This is a genomic window from Sphingobium xenophagum NBRC 107872, from assembly GCF_000367345.1.
GTDB classification, from domain to species: domain Bacteria; phylum Pseudomonadota; class Alphaproteobacteria; order Sphingomonadales; family Sphingomonadaceae; genus Sphingobium; species Sphingobium xenophagum.
In genome coordinates, this window is sequence record NZ_BARE01000032.1 from 20,577 (window position 1) to 42,118 (window position 21,542).

A 21,542-nucleotide genomic window follows, 5' to 3' on the forward strand; every position below is an offset into this window, starting at 1 on the left:
CTGCCTTAAAACCGAAAGGAAATTCAACCGTTACGCCATTGGGGGTATAGGGCCCGGAATAGGTGTCGGTTGTGGAAACTGCCATGCGCTTGCCTCCGGAGCGGATGGCAACCGATTAAGGTGGCGCAGGTCCATCTTGAATCGACCGGGCGTCAGTCTTCCTTGATTTTGCCCTTGGTCAGACCTTCATACCACTGGTTGAACGTCTCCGGATCCTGATCCCCTGTTCCGACGTCGACTAGAAACTGAGCGGATGTGGCGACCTGCCCCGGCACTAGACCGGTCCAGTAGCCGACCGTCTCGAGCGCATTGCGCACCGGCCGTTTCGCATCCTTGCCGTCGAATATCTTGCGCGCATCTTCCGCCGTGTCGACCACCACCTGGAACGCGCGCTGCATGGGTGTGAACTGGTAGTCGAAGGGTCGATCGCCGGCGATCGCCTGCCATACCGGTGGCGCGAGATCGCGCAGGCCGGGGATCGGACCGAGCATCTGAAACAGCATCTGCCTGAAGCTCCAGGCGCCCCAGTCCTCCTCGTCTTCAGGGCCCCGCCCGGCGAGCAGCTGCGACAGGACGGGCGGAACGACGATCAACCACCAGGCGCGGGCGAGCAGCGCAGGTACGTCACGCCCTCTGGCTGCCATAACATCGCGGCCTAGCGTTCTTTCCCGCTGATAGAAGGCGCTCATATAGCTGTAGAACATCGTCATCAGCTTGAGCGCCTCGCCCCATTTGCCTGTGCCGCGGGCGATCGCCGCCAGATCCTTTGGTGCACCTGCGCCCTGTGACAGGCGAACGGCCTTGTCGGCGGCATAGATGGATGCAGCTTCGTCCATGCCAGTCGCCTGAGCCTTGTTGTAGGCGCCGATCCATGTCGGCACTACGACCATGCGGTCCATGTAGCCAATGCCGTGGAAGGCAAACCGCTTCGCGGCCGTGATGAACTGCTTGCGGCCCTGCATCTCCGCAAGCGTCAGGCGAATGTCGCGATCCAGCGTGTCCATGCGGTTGCGGATCTCGTCCGACTTTTCCATGACGAAGTTGAACGTTTCGATCGGATGCGCCGTCGTCTGCGCGATTCCGCCCGACACCCACTTCGCGCCTACATATTCGAAGCTGTTGGAATAGCCGGCGAGCTGGGTGAGCATCGTCGTGAAGCGGAAGCCCATGCCGACAACCGTCGTGTTCGATCGCAGCTTCTGCATGAACGCGCCCACGCCCTCGTTGCCCGCGCGCTCCATCGCCCAGCTGTTGGCGATATATTTGAGCCACGGGCGAAACTGCTTGCGCATCTCCGGCCCCAGCGTTTCGTCGACTGCCTTCATGATCCGCTCGGCCTGAAGGAACTTGTCCGCCTGCATCACGGCTTCGCGGTGTGTGATATCGTGGATCACTTCCCCCAGATGGCGATTGATGACGCCCAACTGTAGGAGGATGGGGCGCTTCACCTGCTCACTGCGCTCTCGCGTCGATGAGGCGCGCGTCGTCGCGCGGGTGTAGATCGCGTCGAGCAGGTCCGCTCCCTGGCCCGCATGTTGCTCGGCCGCGTAGCTTTTCGAACTGTCGTAGATGGCGGGATAATAGCCGCCCCGATAGGTGCCATGCGGGGTCTCGACCTGGCGAGGCTCGACCTTGTCCGGCTCCACGCCGTTCACCCGGCGCTCCATCGCCGCGATGCTCGGCCACAGCGTATCGATAATGTCCCAGATATTCTGGACGAACTGCCAGTCGGCTGCCGTCATTTCGCGATCGAGCACGCGGCGGACAGAATCTTCCGGCCAGCCATAGCCGTCGGTCAGGCGCTGGATATTGCCCTCATTGCCCATGTTGAGCGCGATTGCGATCAGCTGCTCGCGCTTCATCTTGTAAGGCTGGCCTGTTTCCCTGTTGATCAGCTCGTCCGCGACGAACCGTTCCGACCAGCGGCGCAGCTGCTTTGCATCGACTTTGCCGAACTCCGCGCGGATGCGCGCATAATAATCCTCCAGCATGGTCGCCTCGCGCGCCTGGGCGTTGGCAAGTGGCTGGAACACCACACGGTTGAACACGCCGTCGCTGCGCCCGCCATCGAGCCAGTCGAAGACCTGTTCCATTTTGAGCAGGCTCGCGTCGAACGCGGCGACCATGCCCTTTATGCTATCCCATCGCGACGGCTCCATCAGGTCCGAAGGCGGGCGGTGCTTCATGCCGTCCATCCCGGTCAGGGCCTCATGCACGACCGCCTCGAATTCGCGCTCTTCCTGCCCATCGAGCAGGGACTGCTTGTGTCGGCCGAGGTGGATGATCTGCATCACTGCATCATTGAGCGCCAGCAGCTGGCCGACCTTGAGCCGCGTCCAGTGCGTCCGGCCGATGGATTCGGCGAAGGAGGGGGGCACAACGACATCATACCCCTCTGCCTGGCGCTGGGCGGCCCATGCCTCGAAACTTTCCTGCCGGTTGAGCGAACGCTGGGTCCGCTGTTTCATCTCGATTTGCTCGAGCAGCAACTGCGCGCGCTCCAGATAGTCCTGATCGACACCCTTTACGGTCCGGCGCTTGGCCCATTTTTCCAGCCGCTTGACCGCTTCTTCGACCTGATCGGCCCCGCGCCGCGCCGCGGCGACGAGTGCATTGTTGAGCATCTGGCTCTGCTTCTGCCGGAAAGCCTCGTCATGATCCTTGGCAATGACGGCTTCCATTGCGGCCCTGCCAGCCTTCGCCGCCGCGCGCTCATAGCGGATGATGGCAGATCGGCTGGCGACGTCGCGTACGCGGCCGTCCGTGATCTGGCGCTCCGCCCAGCTTTTCGCCACGCCATAGGGCGTGACACGCTGGCCGGTCATTCTGCCCAGCACACGCAATTCAGCACCCATAACCGCGCCCAGCTCATCCGACTGGACGGCGGCCAGGGCCTCCTGTTCGATACTGCCATCGGTAAACGGATCGCCAAAGCGCTCGAGCATCAGGGCCTCGACTTCCTGATCGATCATCGCCTTGCGCGGCGATCGCTTGTCACCCTTCTCGCGCATCTCCCGCCGGCGGATCTCAATGCCCATCAATGCGCGGACCATCTCGTCGCCGGTCCTGAACCCGGCCAGTTCCGCCACCTCGTCGGGATTGGCACCGCCGTCCTTGTGCAGCCGCTTGAAGTCCTTGGGCAACAAAGCCGTTGCATCATCGCCCAGCACGTCCCTGATCCACTGGCTATCGAGCGGCGTCTCGCGCGCCAGCCGCAGCGCACGAAATTCCGGGAGGGCGTCTATGCGCTCGGTGACGTCCTGGCGCACATCCTCCTCGCGTTCCCGCCATTCCTTGGTAACGCGCCGCTTAACCGCGTTCATCGTCTTGGCGAGCATGTGGCTTTGTGCCTGTTCCCGCGCTGTCGCGGTCAGCGTCCGGTAGGCTGCATATTCGGCCTCTGTCATGGACGCGGGCTTTTCCGGAAACAGGGCCTCAAGATGCTGGGCAGCGATCGCGTCGGCGAGCTCCTCGTCGGATGCGATGAGCCGGTCCATCACCCCGCGGACCTCGTCGCTGATCGGCGTGTCGAGACGGGACACGCTGTTATAGAGCGAGATCATCCAGGCCTTGAAGGTCTGGAACAGCCGCTGAAGGCCGGGCGAGGGTGCCTTGCCCTCCATGAGGTATCGCTCAACACCCCGCGCCCACAGCTCATGCGCATCGACGGGGATCTTTCCATCGTCCAGAGGATGTCCGCTGGCTGCGAACCAGTCCTGTACGATCTGCCAGTCGTCGCGGACCTGTTGCGGCGCGTCCGGATCGGCAGCATCTTCCCGCAATTCTTCCAGCCACAGATGCCCGGACTCGTGCAGGAAGGTCGACGCGTTCTGCGTCTGGTAAAGCTCTATGATCGCACTGGCGCTCTGGCCGCCGGGAAAGAGGATACGGCCGCGCGGAATGAGGTCGCCCTGCATATAGCCATCGCCAGCCGCTTCCTGCGCTGCATAATCCTCGATCGCCTTGCGGATATCGCTCCGGCTGGTCTTGTCAGGATCAATGCCGCGATTTTCCAGCAACGCGCGCAATTCCTCGGCGGCATCACGGATAGACTTCTCACGCGCGATCAGCGTGCGGTCCCGGCCGGCGACGCCCTCCGCGACGGCGTCCAGCAGATCGTTGGCCGAGGGGCGCTGGTCGCCAAACTCGGGAAAGTACCCCGCCTCCCACGCGCGCTGCGCCCAGGCGTCGGGCCCATATTCATTCTCACCGAAACCGCCATCCTCGATCAACTCGCCCTGATCGCGGATGAAGCGGCGCTTGCCGGGTTTGCCCTTGTGCCAGCTATCCGCGCCCATGGCCTTCAGGTCGCCCCCGGTGTCGACCATGCCGCCGCCCTTGGCGATGAACTCCATCAGCGAAGGCCCGAGATTCTGGGCGGGGTCCAGCTGGCGCTTCATGACGTCTATGGCGACATCGATCTGATCGGCCATCTGCACGGCAGCGATATTCTCTGGCAGGATCTGGCGCACCTGGAGCGCGTCATATTCGGCGCCGGTCAGGTCGCGGCCCATGCGCAACGAGCGGGTAACGGCACGCTGGGTCAGAAACTCGGCATTCTGGCGTGCCATCGACGGCGAGAAGCCAGCCTTTGCCAGCTTCTCGGTGATGGATTGTAGCAGCTGCTCGCGCGGTGCGTCGGCGGCCCGGGCCTGTTCGGCTTCCTGAGCCACGCTGTCGGACAGCTCCTCCATGGCATCGGTCCAGGCTTGATTGAAAGCCTCCGCCTCGCGGAGCGACATCCCGCCAGCCGACAGGCGCATCTCGCTCTTGAGCGCTTCCCAGCCGGGCGTGGCGGCAAGGCGCGTCAGCTCGCCGACCGGCAGGACCAGGTCGCCTCCGGTCGCATCCGCCTCGTCGATCCGGGCCCGCCATGCGTCAAGGTCGCCGGCATAGCTGTCCGACTGCATGTACGACATCACGGCTTCAGCTGGCAGATAGACCTGCTCTACGCCATTATCCTCGCCCAGTTTCTGCACGAGATCCGCGATTGCATCGGGCGAACGCCGCGCGGTTTTGGATTCGGCCGTCGCCGCGGCAATTTCATCGAGAAACCGTCCATCGTTGATGGCGCGGTTCGCATCGGAAATGCGCGTCACCATCGCCTTGATCGGCCGCACCGCGGGGCGGGCGATCTCGCCCGAGGTTCGAAGGCCTCCGCCCATCAGGCCGCCGGCAACCATGCCCGAAAATGCCTGATCCAGCATCTCGTCCGTGTTGAAGGTGGTGCCGGTCTGCGAGTGCCCACCGATATATTCGACCATGCTCTGCGCAAACTCGGTCGACGCCTCGGTCGCGCTGGCCTGGGCAATGCGACCGACAGCCGTGCGGGCGCCCGCGCCGAATATGCCATGGATGCCGATGCGCTCGAGCGTCGCGCTCAGTATGGCGGCAGGGGTCGCCTCGGCGACATCCTGCGCGGTAGCATCTTCACGGCCCTGCACCTGAGCCCGCGTCTGTCCGATATTGCCGGCCTGCCCTGCCACGTAGAGGGGAACCGCCAGCGCGGCCTGCGCCATGCCGGGGAGGCTTTTCACGCCCTGATCCAGCCCGAAGGACAATATGTTGCCCACCGTTGGGCGAGCCTTCAGAGTGCGCCAGTCGGTTTCGCCCGCTACCGTTGTGGCGGCGACATCACCATAGATGCGCGCCCGTGCGCGCGCCGAGGCAGCGCCCGCGCGATTTCGGTCGATCGTTTCCCTGCTGGTCCATGGCAGGGGATTTCTGGCTGACCAGTCCTGCAACGCTCCTCTGAAGGAAGATGCGCCCTGTTCAAGACTGTAGAGTCCCGATTTGAACAGGTCGCCCATGCGATCCAGGAAGCCGCCGTCCGTCACGATATCGAGCTTGTCGAGCGCGACACGGTTCATGAACGCCGTGCCGAGCCGATCGAGCGTAGGATAATCGTCTGCAGCAATCGCGACATTGCTGGCGCTGGCCGACCAGCGGCCGATCGCGGGATGGCGTTGAATCGCCGCTCGCGCCCGCGAAGCCTGCGCCTCCTTTTCAAACGCGCCAAGATTGGCTTCCACGGCAGCAGTCGGAAGTCCTCGCGCCTGCGCGATCGACTGCGCCCGTGCCGCTTCGTCAGGTTTGGCGACCTTCAGGCGGAAGGCGAGCTCATCGTCGCGCTGGCGGGCAAGATCAGCGACAAATGGGTCAGCGGTTTCAGGCTGCGCCTGGCGCTCGCGCATCCGATCGAGATAACGATAGGGATCGGTTGCCATTACCAGTAGCGCCCCTTGCCGTTGCGGTAGATTTCACCGACCTGCTCGTCAGTCGGTACGCGGCCGTAGGTCGACTGATAGCCGTTCGCGATCCGCTGCCGGACATTGTCTGGCACGTCGCCTGCCTCCAGCTCGAAGCGCCGCCTGGTGCGCTGGGACTGGCCCGTTGGGATGCCCGCAAAGCTGGTATTGACGGTGAACGTCACTTCCTTGGTCGCGGAAAGAAACGCGCGGTAGAGCTCATCTTCTGTCGGCTTACGCTTCCCGCCGGTAAGGTCGCGGATCTCGGCTTCCATCACCTTCTGCACACGCACGCGCTTGACCTTGTCGTTTTCATCGGAACCGGTCAGGCCTGCCTCGACGCCGAACGTCGATATCGTTGACGACACCTTGCCGCGTACATCGGCATCAGGATCGCCAGCGATGATCTTGGCCTGTTCTTTCATTAGCCCCTGCATTTCCGCGGGGGTGACCTGGCCGACGAATTTGCCCAGACCCTGTTTTGCAAACTCCTCCGGCTGAAGGATGCGCATCAGCTCCAGCGCTGTGGCCGTGCTGCCATTGGCGGCAATGCTCTTGGGTTTGGCATTCGATTTGGCGACGCCGATGTAAGACCGCGCCGCATCAGGCGACAGGCCGTTGCGGATGTTCGCCGGCATCTGCGAGATATCGGTGAATCCGTCGCCACGCCTGAGCACCCATTCGCTCGCCTGGCGGTCCGCATCCGCTTCCTCGCGTGCCTTCAATCCGTCGCTGAGAGACACGCGGCGGCGGATTTCATCCTTGGCTCTTTCGCGCCGTTCGAACGACCAGCCGGTCTGCGCGTCCACCTTGGCAAGCAGACCATCGAGATCGTAGCGCGTCGCAGACTGCTGCGCCGCTCCTATGACCTTGGTCGGATCGACTGTCTTTCCGTTTTTGCGCACGACCATGTGCAGATGCGGTCCGGTGGAGCGGCCGGTCGATCCGACGCCGCCGAGCTGGGTATCGGGGGTGACCATGTCTCCGGGCTTCAAGGCGGAGGGTGCCTTCATGTGCGAATAGCTCGACGTCGTGCCGTCGCCATGATCCACGATCACGAAATTGCCGCTCGCCGCGTCATGCCCGGCCTTGATGACCTTGCCCGCGGCCGTTGCAAAAATTGGCGTACCGGCCGGAGCAGGGAAGTCGACGCCGTTATGGATATGGCCGCCCGCCCTGACCTCACCATATTGGCCGGAGATGCCGCGCCCCATGCCGCGCAGCGGGTCAGCATAGTTGACGGCGCGATCAGTGCCATCGGCGGACGCAATGCCCATGAACGCATTGGCGTCGCTCGCGGCCTCGCGCGCCTGAAGCGGCGCTTTGAGGTCGTTCCAGCGCGAGGTGCTGTCCTTGGACAGCATGTCATTTTCGTGCGCGCCCAGATAGGCCTGCGCCATCTCGATATCGCCATCGGCCATGTAGCGGTCAAAGATCTGGGCGTGCGCTCCCGATACCGCGCTGCGTTCATCGGCCTTGATCACTTCCGGGTCGGAAAGGCCGGATAGTTCCGCATTGGCGCGCGCCTGGGCCCGTATCTGCGCGAAGAAGGAATCGCGCTCGGCTGGATCGTCGGCCCGCACGGCACTCTCGATATAGTTGCCCAGCTTCGCCTTGCCGGTTTCCTGCTGATAGACGCGGCTCTGCTGGATCGCATAGGCCGACATTTCATTGTCCGCCGACGCGCGCAGCCGCGCCAGTTGCGGCTGGAGATAACGTCGTGTGCGGGGATCTGCCTGCGCCAGAGTGGCATTGAGCGCCTCTTCCACCGCCTTGCCCGCGGCCGGGCGGTGATCGAGCGCGCCTTTGCCCATTCGGGACTTCAGGTCCGACACCGCGCCGTTCGCGGCGGTGCTGGCGGTCAGATACAGATTGTCAGCATTTGTGCGGGCGAGATCATCTTCGATCTGCGCCTGCACCATCGCGGCATCGGTGCCGACCTTGCCCAGCGCTTCCAGCCCGCGGGCGACTGCACCGCCCACACCGCCGTCATTGTCGGCGGGTCTGAACCGGGCACTGGTTGTCTGGACCGGTCCCACAGTGGGACTGCCATATTGCGGGATACGCGGCATCTCTTGCCCTCAAAGCGGATGCTAGATAGCTATGGGGCATGACACAGGGATTGAATCGACGGGATGAACCCGTGAAAGCGAAGGCAGGAAGCAACCGGATCAGATATATAACCTGGCCGATGATGCTTTATATTCTCGCTTACGCAATGCCGATCCGAAACATGAACGGCATCGACACACCTGTCGACGCGGTGCTCGCAGCAAGCATTATTGCTATTCCGAGTTTCGTCGTTGGGTTTCTGCTCGTGGCATTGGTGAACATCTTCAGGAAGCGGGAAAGCAGGACTTGGATACCAAACTTCCAGACTTCGCGCGGGTTGGTCTTCATGGCCTTGCTGGTAGGCGTAGTGGCGCTAAAGTCGGTATGGCCGGACGGCATGTTGCCGCTTTTGCCGGGCTTCGCAGCTATGGGATTGCTAGCAGGGAAATGGCGCTCCGCACTGCCGACGAACTGACGCAGGTCAGTAGATCTCGCCAGCCTTAATCCCGAAGCTGTTGCGCCGTCCGGCGCCAAACCCCTCCGCCTTCAGCTTGCTATACTGCGAAGCGCCGCCCAGCGCCGTTCCAGCCATTTCAAATGCACCGCCGATCAAGGCTCCTTTCGCCGCCTGCCTTGAGGCTTTGGCCTGCGAACGGAAGTTCGATCCCTCAATATCGAACCCGCGGACATTCTCCGCGCCCTGCCGATAGATCCGGCCAGCATCTTCACGCGCCAGCATCTCCGTGTCCGCGGTCAGATCGGCCGAATTGCCGAAGTTGACGTCCAGTCCGCCGCCCGCCATCGCGACCCGCTGCTGCCCCTTCAGCTGGGCGACCTTGCGATAATGCTGAAGCGCCGCCTCGCGCGCATTGTCCGCTTCCTGCCGCGCCGATTCCGCCGACAGCCGGGCGTTCTGGTCTGCAACACGCGCCTGATAGGTGTTCTGTGCATTGGCCTGGAGCGCGGAATAGCCGGCACCGATCGTCGAGACAGCCGTGCCCGCTATAAGGAGCGTAGCAGGATCACACATCGCGGATCATCCAGAACTGACGGAAGGGAACGCCGCTCACCATTTGCTCCTCAGGCTCGACGGTAAAACCCCAGGCCTGCAACAGCCGGATTGCCTTCCCGTTGGCGCTGGACACTAGGTTCCCCGCCCACCAGCGTGAATCGACCGCGCGATGGATCAACGACTGGCCCCACGAACGCAACAGCCGACCATGGCGATAGACCTCGTCTGTCCCGAGAAACCATACAGTCGCTCGGCGATCGATCGCGGAGACAGTGACGGCCCCGAACATCGCCTCCGGTCGACCGTCGACGAGCGCGGTCCAGCAGCGATCGGAGAGCATGAACCCTTGCCGCAACGCCTGTTTAGCTGAATGACCCATCGCTTCGCATTCGGTGCGGTCGATGTCGCGGATCCGGCTGGCGATCGGCCCGACATGGGTGGCGCGGGCCGGAACGACCTGGACGTCACCCCCCAATGATCGGGTCCAGATAGACGCCAAGCAATGTCAGCGGGAGCGGATCGGTCTGCTTCACATAGACCGACGCTTGCCCGCTAACGACATTGGGCGAGTCCATCAGATATTTGCCGTCTTTCAGGGTATCGACCGCGCCCCACGGTTCATCGCCGCGCGACTTGATTTCGAACAGCTGGAGCGGCTCTTCGCCATCCTCCCGTCCCGCGCCCGCAAGGATGTTGCGGCTTTGGCGTACATGCAGGACGATCTCGCCCGGCTGCTGCTTTCGCGCCGCGTTCGAACCGCTTCCGCCATTGAACATGACCGGCATCGTCTGGATATCGACATCGTAGGGCAAGCCAAATGTCGCCTTGCGCGCCGTCCCGGCGCTAGGCGGAAGGGCGACGCGGCCGTTCGCGACAAGCAGATCCTTGACGACGAAGCCGTCGACCAGGCCCCAGATCGTGCAGCCCTCCAGATGCCACAGATTGCCGAAGATGCTGCGCGGCTCCTCATAGTCGTAGGATACCGCACAGTCGAGGAAGCAGCAGTCCGCGACGTCGCTCCAGCGGGACGCAGCCATGCGCTCGATGAACGTGCGCTCCACGCCATCGATCATGCGGCGAACGACGAGATAGACGCGATCCTCTCCATTTTCCGGCACAGAGCAGCAGGAGAGCACGAACCCATCTGTCTCGCACAGCGTCCAGCCCCAGACCTGCTGCGCCTGCTCCCACGTGAAGGCGAGAAGCTTGCCGTCAGAGCGGACCGCCCAGACGATCGACCGCGGTTCCTGCGCATAGCACCAGCTGGTGATGTGCATGTCTTCGAAGAAGTGAGGCGAGAAGATCGTGACATCATCAGACGTGAGTCCATCAACCTCGAACTTGTAGTTGAGCGACCGGACGCCACTGCCTACCGACGGAGAATAGAACACGACATTGTCGATCACGAGCGGGTTGAGGCGCGAGGAGCCGCGACCGATCTGTCGGCGCACGGTGGCGGGTGGCGTTGCGGTCAGGTAGCCAGCTTCGGCGCCACTGTCGATCCGGAACAGACTGTCGGAGGTAAGGGCAAGCAGACTCGTGGTCGACGCCAACTGGTTGATCGCATTGACCTGCCCGGCGTTGGCGGCAAGAGCGATGCTGTCGTCGGGTCGAAGCGGAATGGACTGGTCGAAATTCTCGAACTCGGCCGAACGGCTGCCCCATATCGCATTGGGACTGTTTCGGCTTCTGCCGAAAAACAGCCGTTGCTCGAAAAAGGTTACGGTTGAGGGATAGTCGCCGGCCGCGGAGAAGGGGTTGTAAGCTTCTGGGGGCGCGGTGCTCAGGTCCGGCCCGATATTGGCATCGACGAACTCGAGCACGTCCGTGCTGCCGATATAGCCATAAAAAGAGCTGTTATCTGCTTTGTACACCTTGTAGCTGGCGGCTCCGGCGACAGCCCCCCACTCGATGAAGTTATAATTCCGTTTAAGGCTGAGATCGTTGTACGCCGCGATGCCCGAACCAGTCCATCGGCTCTCATACCCATCACCGTCGACCGACGTGACGGCGTAGCGAGCGTTTTGCGGGAAATAGGCGGCGCCGCCATTTTCGGAATCGGTATTGGGCATATGCACTTCCACCGTGACGGACGATGGCGGCGATAGTTTTGGGCCAAACGCGACGTCAGCAAAAGCCCACGCGTCATGCGCCGTGCGGGTCAGCTTACCTGGCACATGATCGATATGGGCCAGATACATCGTATCAGCCTGCTGCTCGAAATCGAGCTCCTCCAATTCCACCCCATTATAGGGTGAGCCGACGCGGAAGACGCGGGAAACGCCCATCAGGGAATCTGCTCATAAGGGTTGCCGGGACGTCCTCCGCCGCCCGTGGGTGGTGGTGGAGCCGGTTCTACGGGATCTGGTACGATTGGATCTATCGGATCGGGATCAGGTTCCTCTGCGCGCGTAACACCGCCGACCGATCCGGAAAACACAGCCATGTCGGACGTGTTCGCGTTGATCCGGAAGACATTGCCATCAACGACGTCGACGATCTCAAACAATCGAAAGTTCAATTCCTCGCCGAGCGCGCCATCGATACCGGACAGAAACACATGTTGCCCGACCGAATAGCCATGAAAAGCAGCTGTCACCCGCGCCTGCGCTTCATTGGTGACGCCCGTGATGGCCAGTTCCTCGTTCAGAACGAGGCCGCCCGCGGCTGCGACGCGCATGTATCCGTGGCCGAGCTCGAGCGCATACGCCTGCTCGATCGAGAATTTGAACGGCACCAGTCGGACCGGCTGGGAACCGTCATAGACCTCTGCAACCAGCCGGGTGCCGGGACGCTTGGTGACCCCGCCATATTTCAGCACCACGACGTTGCGCGCCTTGCGGAGGCTCTGGGGATAAGCGTCGACATCGAACCGGCCATAAAGGTCCGGCGCCAGTTCGCCTTTGCTGAAGGAGGGTTGCGCGAACCTATAGTCCATCGGACATCAGCCCCATGCGCGCATATTCAGCATCGCTGACATAATCGACAGTCCGCCGCGGCGCGCGATTCTCGCTCTCGGCGATCGCGCGTTGCCTCGCCACCTCCGCCAGCTTCACCATATCGCCCTTGAGAGTGCGGCTTTTCTTGAGCGGCATCGCCAGCCGGGATGCCAGTTCCAGAGAGGCAGCGCGGGCGGTGAGGCTGTCAATGACGGCCGGATCGACAGCGTTGACCTGATATTCCAGAATAGCGCTCGCGACATTGGTATAGATCGAACCTGAAGCCACCGCGAAGGGTAGCCTGCCCAGCGCGTCCCAGGCCGGGAACGGATAGGGCCCAACGACAGGCAAGCTTTCCACCTGCTGATCGATTGAGGGAAGGACGCGAATAGCGTCGGCCATGTCGGAGGGGCGGCCGTAGCGGTAGAGCCATTCCCCCTTGCGGTCGTTCGTCTGCGCGGCCAGCGTGACGCGCCGGATCGCCCAGTCCCAATCCGTCCATGTCAGCAGCTCGGCGATCACGCCGTCATAGTGCATCTTGCAGTAGAAAGCGCTGGAAGATCGCTCATCGATCGAGTTGATGGGATCGGCCGCTATTTCAGAGAGCGCCGCGTTGCAGATGCCGACCGGGGTTGCCATGGCCCCGCTCTATGGCGACGCCGGGCCGTGTTGAATCGACTGAGCGTCAGGGGTAACCGATCAGCTTGGTCGCGGTCGACGACACGACGCGCGTGACGACGCATTTGATGATATAGCCGGCAGGCAGGCCAGTCATCGCGACCAGGCTCCCGCGGCCGTCGCGAAAGGTCACATCGCCACCGCCGATTACGTCGATCAACCGCACGGGGACAGGGAGATCATTGTCGGCATCGGGTGTGATGTCGGGCAAGGCGGTATAGGAAACACCAGTCGAATAGGCGCTGTTGAACGGGGGCATATGCGCTCCTCCTTAAAATTGGCGGGAGCCTGAACCCCCGCCAGATCGCTTACTTCTTTGCGCCGGTCGCCGGGGCCTTCAGCTTCTCGACTTCGGCCTTCAGGGCGTCGCGCTCCTTCTCGACCGCCTCCGCCCGCTGCGTCGCCTTGTCAGCCGCTTCGTCCGCGCCCGCCAGCTGCTTTTCGGCAGCATCGGCCCGCTCGGTCTCGGCCTTCAGCTTGGCGTCGAAGTCCTTGCGCATGTCGTCGATGATGGCCTTCGCCTTCTCCGTCAGCTCACGACGCACGGTTTCGATGGCCTCGGCACTGGCATCGACCGGCGGCGCCGGCTCAGGGTCGGGCAGCTCGTTGCCCTTGTCATCGAGCAGCGCCATCCACTTGCCTTTGGGAGCAGTGGTCGTGAAGACATCATACTCCTCGACCATCCGATCATCGACATAGCCGCGTTCACGCGCCCGGTAAGTCCGCATCTCGCTCATTACTGGCCTCCGATGAAGTTGGTCTGCCGATCCGCGACGACACCCGCGGTAAGTTTGCCGGTGGTTGGGGCCGTGCCGGTGATGTCGTAGAACAGGCGGAAATACCGCTCATTCGCACCCTGCGGCACATAGTCTGGATAGTCGATGGCTTTGCCGGCCGTCAGATCCGCCAATGCGATAGCACCCGACCGCGACACGGTCCTGGGGGAACCAAAGGCGCTGTTATCATCGACCTGGAGCAGGATTTCCAGACTGGTGAGGTTGTTGAAGGTCTCGGTCACCGACACCCACAGCGGCACCTTGGGGGAGCCTTTGCCAATGTCGCGAACGAGTGCGCGGGTGTCGCCATAGGGCGTACCGGTCGCTCCCAGATCGACGACGTTGGTCGACGCGGCATCTGCCGTGATCGCCTGCGCGTCGCTGAAGAGCAGCGTGTTATCGAAAATCATCGCACTATCTCCTTATGCGACCAGCGATTCGGTGTTGAGGAGGGCGTCCGTCTCGCGGATCGGCATGCCGCGCCACGACTGGACCTCCTCGCCCTGAAGCTCCATCGGCTTCAGGCGAACGAAGTTGTCGACACCCGGCCGCGCGTTGGTGCCCTCCGCGTCCAGCGCCTCCATCAGCGTCTTGTTCATGTAGATGGCGGTGCGGCCCGGGCTGACCTGGCCTTCGCGCTCCATCTTGTACGAACGCCGCCCGTGCATGCGGTAATAGGCTTTCCGCATGAACGAGTTGATCGATACGGTCCCGGCGATCACGTCGGACACGTCGATGTTGCAGACGCGGGAATTGAAGCGCCAGTCCTTGACGGTAATACCGACATGCTGGGTGAACTTCTCTTCCTTCACATAATATGGGTTGTTGTTCGCATCGAGCACACGCTGGCGACCCATATCCTCGCGCTTCACGCCAGCCGCGATATTCTCCGGCGTGATCACCGACGTCTGCATGTCGCCATGGGTGACGAACCAGATCGACGTGTTATCGCCACCGACACCGCCGGCATTGACCACGTTCGGATTCGACAGCGAATTGTACCGCGGCGCGAGGCCGTGGAAGCGCTTGCCGTTGATCGCGACGTTCGAATACCAGATGGCGCTGTCGATCGTCTGCGCGATGGCCTCCAGGAAGCCCTGGCCTTCCATCATGCGCAGCTTGCCCGCCTCGGCTGGCTTGAGCTCCAGCAGGCGCTCGTCGACGCTCGACAGGCCTTCGACGAAGCCGGTCGTGTCCTCGACCTGGGTATAGTTGCCCTTGCTCTGGGCAATGCCCTGGTAGAGCGCACCCCAGGACACCTGCGGCAGGCCGGTGCGGATCGAGTTGCGGTGCTTCGTCCCGTCATTGCAGGTGATGACGTTCGCATCCTGCATGAACGGGGTGAGTTGAACCAGCGCCTCGACGACGTCGCCGATATTATCGCCGCCCGCTTTCATGACGTCGATAAGGTTCCAGTAAGTCGTGCCGAGAACGGCCATTCCAAGTCTCCTTAATCGTTAGGATAGAGGCGCTTCCAGGCAGGCTCGTTCACTGGCGCGCCTGCATCCGCGCGAACGAAATCACCATCCTCGCCGACCATCCCGCCAAACCGCGCAAAGATGCGGATCATCTCGGGATGGTTGCCGAAGCCGGTTTCATTGAGGGCCGTCCGGAAATCGGACCCCTCGGGATAGCCGAGCGCATCGAGTGCCTTTGCAGCGCTGCCCAGGCTCGCATCCCATTTGTTTCCGCCGATCTGCTCGTCGGCCTTCGCCGCATCCAGCCAGGCCTTGCGCTGCTGGTTGCCGGCATCGATGACGCCCTGGATGGTCGACTGCTGGGTCTTTTCAACGAGGGACTTGGCCGCGGGCAGGATCGCCTGCGCCTGGTCGTTGGACAGACCCGCTTCCTTGAAGATCGGCGTCGCCTCGGCGAGAAGATCGGCATCGATCGTCATGCCTTCAGGGGCCGTGAGCTCGTAGGCTTCAGGAATCACATGCGCCGGCGGCTCATCCGGGGCGGCCGGGTCAGGATCGGCTGGCGCGTCGGGCTTCTTCCCGCCCAGCGCTGTATCGTCGACGTCGTCGGGATCGGCAGGCGGCGTGGCCGGATCAGCGGGTGCTGGATCGGCAGGCTTTGGGTCTGGAGTGGGATCAGCAGGTGCGGGATCAGCAGGCGGCGCTGGGTCTGGCGCGGGCGCAGCCGGTGCCGGATCGGCAGGCGGATGGTCCGGCGCGCGCATGAAGCGACCGGCACGCCGCTCCGCCGCCGTCATCGCGACGCCAGCCAGCAGGCTATTCCGGAAGTTCGTCATACCGACCAGTTGCACTCTTCTTCTCCTTCGGGGCTGGGTTCGCTTCCTCGCGCAGCACGGCGATCAGCGTCATGATGCTGTTGGGATGGCGCAGCGTTTCGGGCTGGCCGGTCTCGACGTCGCTCAGGATCGCGAACATGTGGCTGCGCCGCCCCTCTGCGAATGAGAGATCGCGACCATCAGCCCCATTCGTCGATTGAGCGAAAATTCCGCTCGATTGAATCGACCGCCACAGAAAGCGGCGAAATTCCGGCAGCGCCATCAGGGCGGCCATGTCCTTTTCCTGCTGGGTCATCCTGCCCCCAGCAGCGTGTCCAGCATCGGCTGGCCGTTGACGTCGGTTTCGGAGAGCAGTCGGGCCGCGTCCGCGCCTTGCTGCATAGCGGGCATCATCTCCGCCATGCGCGCCTGGTTCTGTTGCTGCGCGCGCTGCTGGCGGAGCTTGCCCACCTGCTCGGCCGTGCGGATCAGCTTGGGCGGCGTGCCGGCGCGATCGGCATATTCGTCGATCATCTCGTCCGTGTTGAGCTTGTCAGCCGCATCGGGGAACGCGCCGGCCAGGTTGCCGACGAAGGACGCCGTGCGCTCGATCTGGCCCAGGCCGACCATGCGCTGCATTTGCGTGAGGATCGAGACGAACTCGACCTTGATCTCGCTTTGGCCCTGCATCGCCTCCGGGATCGGAGGCAGCATCTGGCCGCGCATCATGATTCCGAAAACACGATCGATCGCGACGGCGAGCTTCTCGTTGTTTACACGCTCGATGGTCGGGCCCAGCTGGGTCAGTTTCTCCTCGTTGCGCGCGGCGATCTCCTCGATATTGCGCGGCTGGATGCCCTGCATGTTCGTGATCGCCATGAACAGGTCGGCATAGGACGTGGCATCGATGCGCTGATAGAGCCGCCCGATCTTGTTCGAGATCTGCTCGATCGCCTGCCACGGCATCTGGTACGGCACCATCACCGCATCCTTGTCGACGTCGGCGGCGGAAACGATGTTGCCCGGCTGGCCGGTCAGCTTAAGGCCGGGCTTGGTGACCTTCTCGGGCTTGACGATGCCGTCGATGGCCTCATTCTCGCGCTTGTTCTGCATTTGCAGCTCGCGGATCGAGGCAAGCCCTTCCATGGCCGGGCTGTAGCCATAGATATCGGAGCCGGTCAGATCCCAGCGCGGGGCGTAGAAGGGCTGGTCGTGATGGCCCGAGATGCGCAGCACCCGGTCCTTCTGATCCTTCTCGTCCCAATAGACGGAGCGGAATCGGTGCGAGAAGGGATTACCCGGCTGCCATTGCGGGTTGGGCTCGATCGCCTGGAACACATCGACCAGCTGCTCGTGGTTCGACGTGTCGTACGCCTGAAGCACGGCGCTGCTGACACGATCCTTGCCGAACGACTGCACCGCCTGGCGCGCGGTCATCGGGCAGCGGCGGTAAAGCGTATCCGGCACCATCGCGTCGGACATGGAAATCCAGTATTCGCCCGCGGTCAGGGGGTGGCACACCATGCCCACCTGATCATGTTCCATCATGACGCAGGCCTCGGTGCCGAACAGGCCGAGCTCGTGATAACCCGTCTTTGCCGCGCCGTAGAAATTGGTGCGGGCGAAGAAGGCGTCCATCAGCCGGTCGACCTCGGACAGCCAGAAGCGCACGTCGGGCTCGTCCAGCAAGCCGTCATCGAAGGTGGAGAGCTTCTTCCAGGGCCGCGAGGGCGAGGACAGGCCCGACGTCATGCCATTGGCGAGCGTGCGGTAGCTGCCGATCGCATATTCATCGTACAGCCGGGCGTTGCGCGCGCGTCGAGCCGTCTTGTTCGTGTCACCGTTCAGGAAGCGGGACCGGGCAGGCTGGCAGAAGCGCGCAATCTCCTTCCATTCCGCCTCATAGTCCGAGCGGATGGATTTCATGCCGGTGAGACGTGTCTCACAATCCTGCCGGATCGACGCCATCAGCCGAGCGTGCTCGACGTCGCGGACGTGTTTGCGGTGCCGAGCGCACCCGAGGGGCTGGTCATCATGCCCGCGATCGTGGCGCGACGGCGACGGCGGGCGTCGCGATCCTTTACCGGATCAGCGCCCTGGTCGGGAAGCTGCACCGACTGGCGTTCCGGGACGGTCGGAACGTCGGGGGCTGATGTGCAAATGGCCTGTCTCCCGCTGGATTGCGGGGGCAGGGATATGGCGCGGCGCTATTGGGTTGAATCGACGGCGCGGAACGAAAAAGGGCGGCCATCGCTGACCGCCCCTCTATTGTATCGGCGCTGACCTCAGGCCAGGCTGGCACGCATCGATGCCAGTGGCGAACGCGGATGGCCGTTGTCCATGATGAAGGATGCCTTGGTGCTGCGCATATCGGGCAGCAGGTTGAAGGCGAAGTCCATCGCTCGATCGACGGCGGCGACAGCGCTGGAGGCGAAGGATATGACGCCCAGACAGGCGGACACGGCGAGCAGTGCGAAGGTGGTGAAGAAGCGCTTCATGGGGTTCTCCCTATCCGTGGGTGAGCTGTGAACGATCACGGTGAAGCTGATTTTGTACTAAGATCTACTTCGTTGAATCGACCAGCAACTTATTGCCGCGCAGCTCTATTGGAGTGGACAGCGGAGGAATCAACATACCAATACCGCCACCTCTGCGGATCTTGATCCCTCGGGCTTCAAGAAAGTCACCGAGCTTTTGCATATCGGCACGCGACTGCGGTGTGCCGATCCAATCAACCTCAATTTCATCAAGCCCCCCCAAATGCGTCGCAACCTCTTCCATGACAGATTGTGTCATCTGAAACGGCTGTTTCCCATAATGATTATGGGTTGGGCCCATGTTACCATGGACGGTGCCATTGTTCTCGTAATGATCACCCATATGCAAATCCTTATCAGATTTCGGGATGTCAGCGCGCTCCTGTTCATAGAGCGCTTGAGCCCGGCCAGTTGCACGAAGATCCTGAAGCTTTCGAGCAATTTCCCGCTCTATGGTATCGCCTTCATAAGCGATACGGGTTCGGTGAAACCAGTTAAATAGATAGATCATGAGCAGAGCGAAACAGATGCTTTGCCGCCATACCGTTGGCAAAACCAAATGCGGATCGGCCATCACGCCCAGCGCAACAAGCCATTTCGTTGGATCGGTGATCATTGCTATCGCGAGCGCGAGTGCTGGAATCATCTGGCGCATAAAGAGGCCAACTGATTTGACGAATCGGTACATGCCGTTTGAATAACACGGCCATTGAATGCGACAGGACTCATTAGTTTCGATGCCGGGACGATCATTGCAAAAAAGATAGCTTTGAACATCAATCCAACTCCCCATAGCGATCGCTTTGCACCGGCACCGCCTCAACTTCAGGCAGCTTCACCACGCCATTGCGCAGATACGCCGCCTTGAGCGCCCCATAATTGCGCCGCACATAATCGTGATCGGTGTCCGGCTTGGCGATGCCGCGCAGATACATCTGAAATTCGTCATCCTCGTTCACAGGTCCAGCTCCTTGTAGCGATCCACGGTGCGCACGTTGCTCAGCATTTGCTCGAACGTCTGTGCCTTCATGGTGGTGATGTTCGCCATGCAGCAGCCGTCGCCATCGTCGGGCGATCGGCCGAGCAGCTTCTTCTGTTCATCCTTGGGCTGGATGAAGATGCCGCCAGGGCGCAGCTCCCAGCGATAGGAGCACAGGTCCGCCTTCAGCAGCGGATCGGGGGGCAACGCTACCGGGCCGTCCGGGCTTTCCGGGTCGAGCGCCTCGCGCATCCGCCAAATCACCTCTGCCCGCAGGTTGAAAAACGACAGGTTTCCGTCGCGCGTCCTTCCATTCGATCCCTTGGCGAAGTTGATCGGGATCGTCTGGACATCGTTGGCAGTGAGGAAGTTGCAACAGGACAGGCCCCAGCCGACGACGTCGGCATGCACCGGCGCGCGATCCTTGCGGTTCATGATGATATGGCCAGCCGCGATCGGCCCGCCACGCTCCTGCGGAATCTCGCGGCCGGGAATACGTATTGGCTTGTCGAACCACAGCCCGTGACGGCAGTAGATCGTCATATTGTCGTCGCCGCCCGCCGCAACGTCGGCGCCGATGCTGTCCATCTCGCCCTTGACCTCGCGGGGCTTCCACCTCGCCATGGCCGTCTCTACCCAGGCGGACGGGATAACCTGCCAGGGATCATCCTCGACGCCGGCATTGAAATCGCCGCTCAGCATCTGCGATCGCAGGGGCTCGGGCAGCGATTGCAGCGTTTCGATATAGCCCGAGCGGACATAGAAGTAATTGTCCGTCACGCGGCTGGGCACGAAGGTCCGCGACTTGGGCGTGATGATCTTCTCTGGCCGGAAGTCGGTCGGATCGAAGTCATAGAGCGGCTCACCCTTGAACATGACGAACCGCTCGCCGTTGGGGCACTCGAAGTCCTTGCCGTTGATTGTGCTGTAATAGCGGATTTCGCCGGGCTTGGCCGGGTTGGGATGGTTCTTTTCCAGCCATGGAGCGAAATAGCCAATCACCCAGCGGCCCTCTGCCGTCGTGGGCGGGTTGAAGGTCTTCAGAACGCGACACCGCTGCTTGGGGTCGCTCGATCGCGTCCAGCCCTGGGTGAAGCGCACCTGCGCCTCGCGCATTTCGGTCACTTCGTCATAGGCCTTCAGATCGTGCGGGCGCCCCTGCCACTTCTGGTGGTCGGTCGGATTGTCGAGACCGCCAAACTCGATGAGGCGCGCGACATCCGCCGTCGTGGTGCGCCATATCGATTTCTGACTGCTATAGCCGTTCGTGTTGCCCAGGATCTCGGTCATGCGCTGGACGATGCCTTCCGTCTGCGCCTTCTCGCGCCGGAAGATGCAGGTGCGTTGATGCTCGGTTAGCGCCAGGCCTGCGATCAGGTCCGACTTGCCACCACCCGCAGAGCCGCCATAGCCGATAATGAAGGCGCGGCTGTCCGCCGCCTCGCTCTGTCGGCCGACCTGCGCACGCCAGATATGTTTCGCCAGATCCTGATCCAGCAGCCACATGAGCTCGTCGCGCTGTTCCTGTGTCGCCGCTTCCCAGAACGCATCCCAATAGGCGGGATCAACCGGCAGCATCGTCACCGCCCTGCGCTTTGTTGAACGCTGCCGCCAGGGCCGCGAGGCGCGCCGCGCGCGACACCTCGTCCAGACCGTTGTTATCGCGCAGGCTACCGTCCGGGTTTGTCACCTCGACCTTGTTCGTGAAGCCGCCGCCCACCTCTCGCGCCGCCTGTTCGATCAGCTTGGCGGCGAGGGGATAGTTGCCGCGCGTTTCAGCGGCCCGCGCCATACGGTCGAGCGCGCGCAACCTCGTTGCCCGGTGCGATATGGCGATCTCCGACATATCCTCTTTGAAACGGGCGCGAGTCTCCTCGAATATCTCCCGCCAGCGCTTGGCGAGGCGACGGCCCGCGCGCTTGGTTGGGTCATGTGCCTCGATCGCCTGCAGGCTGATCGTCAGGCCGAAATCCGTCTTGATGGCCGCTGCAACGGTCGAGGGCGTGTCGAAGCAGGCGAGCGCCTGTATGATCGCCACTTTCACCGGTTCCGGAATGGGTTTGCCAGCGCGGGCCATTATCTAGTCCA

At 62.4% G+C, this 21,542-nt stretch carries 20 protein-coding genes; 1 reads left to right on the forward strand and 19 read right to left on the reverse strand.

All coding sequences use genetic code 11. The features are described from left to right. Positions 1 to 152 precede the first annotated feature (152 nt). Both SX1_RS14545 and SX1_RS23515 read right to left on the reverse strand, forming a co-directional pair. Positions 153 to 6,227: an LPD22 domain-containing protein gene (locus SX1_RS14545; RefSeq protein WP_019053572.1), complete on the reverse strand. Its 6,075-nt coding sequence runs from the start codon at positions 6,225 to 6,227 to the stop codon at positions 153 to 155. Beyond that, positions 6,227 to 8,320 (reverse strand): peptidoglycan DD-metalloendopeptidase family protein, encoded by a 2,094-nt coding sequence (locus SX1_RS23515; protein WP_019053573.1) that lies wholly within the window; start codon positions 8,318 to 8,320, stop codon positions 6,227 to 6,229. Before SX1_RS23515 ends, SX1_RS14545 begins: the two co-directional genes overlap by 1 nt. A gap of 38 nt (positions 8,321 to 8,358) precedes the next feature. On the opposite strand from SX1_RS23515, the gene SX1_RS14555 reads away from it, so the two are divergent. Further along, a complete protein-coding gene (locus SX1_RS14555; protein ID WP_019053574.1) occupies positions 8,359 to 8,775 on the forward strand; it encodes a hypothetical protein in 417 nt (138 codons plus the stop codon). A gap of 6 nt (positions 8,776 to 8,781) precedes the next feature. Here the strand turns inward: SX1_RS14555 and SX1_RS14560 are convergent, their stop codons facing one another. The 17 genes from SX1_RS14560 to SX1_RS22710 all read right to left on the reverse strand — a co-directional run bounded on the left by SX1_RS14560 (position 8,782) and on the right by SX1_RS22710 (position 21,531). Beyond that, positions 8,782 to 9,330, reverse strand: coding sequence for a virion core protein, T7 gp14 family (locus SX1_RS14560; RefSeq protein WP_019053575.1), 549 nt, complete (start codon positions 9,328 to 9,330; stop codon positions 8,782 to 8,784). Continuing rightward, positions 9,323 to 9,787, reverse strand: a complete 465-nt coding sequence (locus tag SX1_RS14565; protein WP_019053576.1) for a hypothetical protein — start codon at positions 9,785 to 9,787, stop codon at positions 9,323 to 9,325. Before SX1_RS14565 ends, SX1_RS14560 begins: the two co-directional genes overlap by 8 nt. After that, the gene (locus tag SX1_RS14570) at positions 9,777 to 11,600 is read right to left on the reverse strand and encodes a phage tail protein (RefSeq protein WP_019053577.1); all 1,824 of its coding nucleotides are present in this window, start codon (positions 11,598 to 11,600) and stop codon (positions 9,777 to 9,779) included. The genes SX1_RS14565 and SX1_RS14570 overlap by 11 nt, the downstream gene beginning before the upstream one ends. Next, positions 11,600 to 12,250, reverse strand: coding sequence for a hypothetical protein (locus SX1_RS14575; RefSeq protein WP_019053578.1), 651 nt, complete (start codon positions 12,248 to 12,250; stop codon positions 11,600 to 11,602). Before SX1_RS14575 ends, SX1_RS14570 begins: the two co-directional genes overlap by 1 nt. Continuing rightward, positions 12,240 to 12,890, reverse strand: a complete 651-nt coding sequence (locus tag SX1_RS14580; protein WP_019053579.1) for a phage connector family protein — start codon at positions 12,888 to 12,890, stop codon at positions 12,240 to 12,242. Before SX1_RS14580 ends, SX1_RS14575 begins: the two co-directional genes overlap by 11 nt. 46 nt (positions 12,891 to 12,936) lie before the next feature. Beyond that, on the reverse strand, positions 12,937 to 13,188 hold the full coding sequence (locus SX1_RS14585; RefSeq protein ID WP_019053580.1) for a spike base protein, RCAP_Rcc01079 family: 252 nt from the start codon (positions 13,186 to 13,188) through the stop codon (positions 12,937 to 12,939). 49 nt (positions 13,189 to 13,237) lie between these two features. Further along, on the reverse strand, positions 13,238 to 13,666 hold the full coding sequence (locus tag SX1_RS14590; protein ID WP_026149789.1) for a hypothetical protein: 429 nt from the start codon (positions 13,664 to 13,666) through the stop codon (positions 13,238 to 13,240). Then, on the reverse strand, positions 13,666 to 14,115 hold the full coding sequence (locus SX1_RS14595) for a Bbp16 family capsid cement protein (protein ID WP_019053582.1): 450 nt from the start codon (positions 14,113 to 14,115) through the stop codon (positions 13,666 to 13,668). Before SX1_RS14595 ends, SX1_RS14590 begins: the two co-directional genes overlap by 1 nt. A gap of 12 nt (positions 14,116 to 14,127) precedes the next feature. Then, complete coding sequence (locus tag SX1_RS14600; protein WP_019053583.1) at positions 14,128 to 15,144, reverse strand: major capsid protein; 1,017 nt, start codon at positions 15,142 to 15,144, stop codon at positions 14,128 to 14,130. 11 nt (positions 15,145 to 15,155) lie between these two features. After that, a complete protein-coding gene (locus SX1_RS14605) occupies positions 15,156 to 15,974 on the reverse strand; it encodes a hypothetical protein (RefSeq protein WP_026149790.1) in 819 nt (272 codons plus the stop codon). Continuing rightward, the gene (locus tag SX1_RS14610) at positions 15,940 to 16,254 is read right to left on the reverse strand and encodes a hypothetical protein (RefSeq protein WP_019053585.1); all 315 of its coding nucleotides are present in this window, start codon (positions 16,252 to 16,254) and stop codon (positions 15,940 to 15,942) included. The genes SX1_RS14605 and SX1_RS14610 overlap by 35 nt, the downstream gene beginning before the upstream one ends. After that, positions 16,251 to 17,906: a portal protein gene (locus tag SX1_RS14615; RefSeq protein WP_255209768.1), complete on the reverse strand. Its 1,656-nt coding sequence runs from the start codon at positions 17,904 to 17,906 to the stop codon at positions 16,251 to 16,253. The genes SX1_RS14610 and SX1_RS14615 overlap by 4 nt, the downstream gene beginning before the upstream one ends. A 317-nt stretch (positions 17,907 to 18,223) precedes the next feature. Next, complete coding sequence (locus SX1_RS14625) at positions 18,224 to 18,436, reverse strand: hypothetical protein (RefSeq protein WP_019053588.1); 213 nt, start codon at positions 18,434 to 18,436, stop codon at positions 18,224 to 18,226. A 64-nt stretch (positions 18,437 to 18,500) separates the two neighbouring features. Next, on the reverse strand, positions 18,501 to 19,268 hold the full coding sequence (locus tag SX1_RS14630) for a hypothetical protein (RefSeq protein ID WP_167539643.1): 768 nt from the start codon (positions 19,266 to 19,268) through the stop codon (positions 18,501 to 18,503). Next, on the reverse strand, positions 19,252 to 19,434 hold the full coding sequence (locus SX1_RS14635) for a hypothetical protein (protein WP_019053590.1): 183 nt from the start codon (positions 19,432 to 19,434) through the stop codon (positions 19,252 to 19,254). The genes SX1_RS14630 and SX1_RS14635 overlap by 17 nt, the downstream gene beginning before the upstream one ends. After that, the gene (locus SX1_RS14640) at positions 19,431 to 21,032 is read right to left on the reverse strand and encodes a terminase (RefSeq protein ID WP_019053591.1); all 1,602 of its coding nucleotides are present in this window, start codon (positions 21,030 to 21,032) and stop codon (positions 19,431 to 19,433) included. Before SX1_RS14640 ends, SX1_RS14635 begins: the two co-directional genes overlap by 4 nt. After that, positions 21,019 to 21,531, reverse strand: a complete 513-nt coding sequence (locus SX1_RS22710) for a DUF2280 domain-containing protein (protein ID WP_019053592.1) — start codon at positions 21,529 to 21,531, stop codon at positions 21,019 to 21,021. The genes SX1_RS14640 and SX1_RS22710 overlap by 14 nt, the downstream gene beginning before the upstream one ends. Positions 21,532 to 21,542 lie beyond the last annotated feature (11 nt).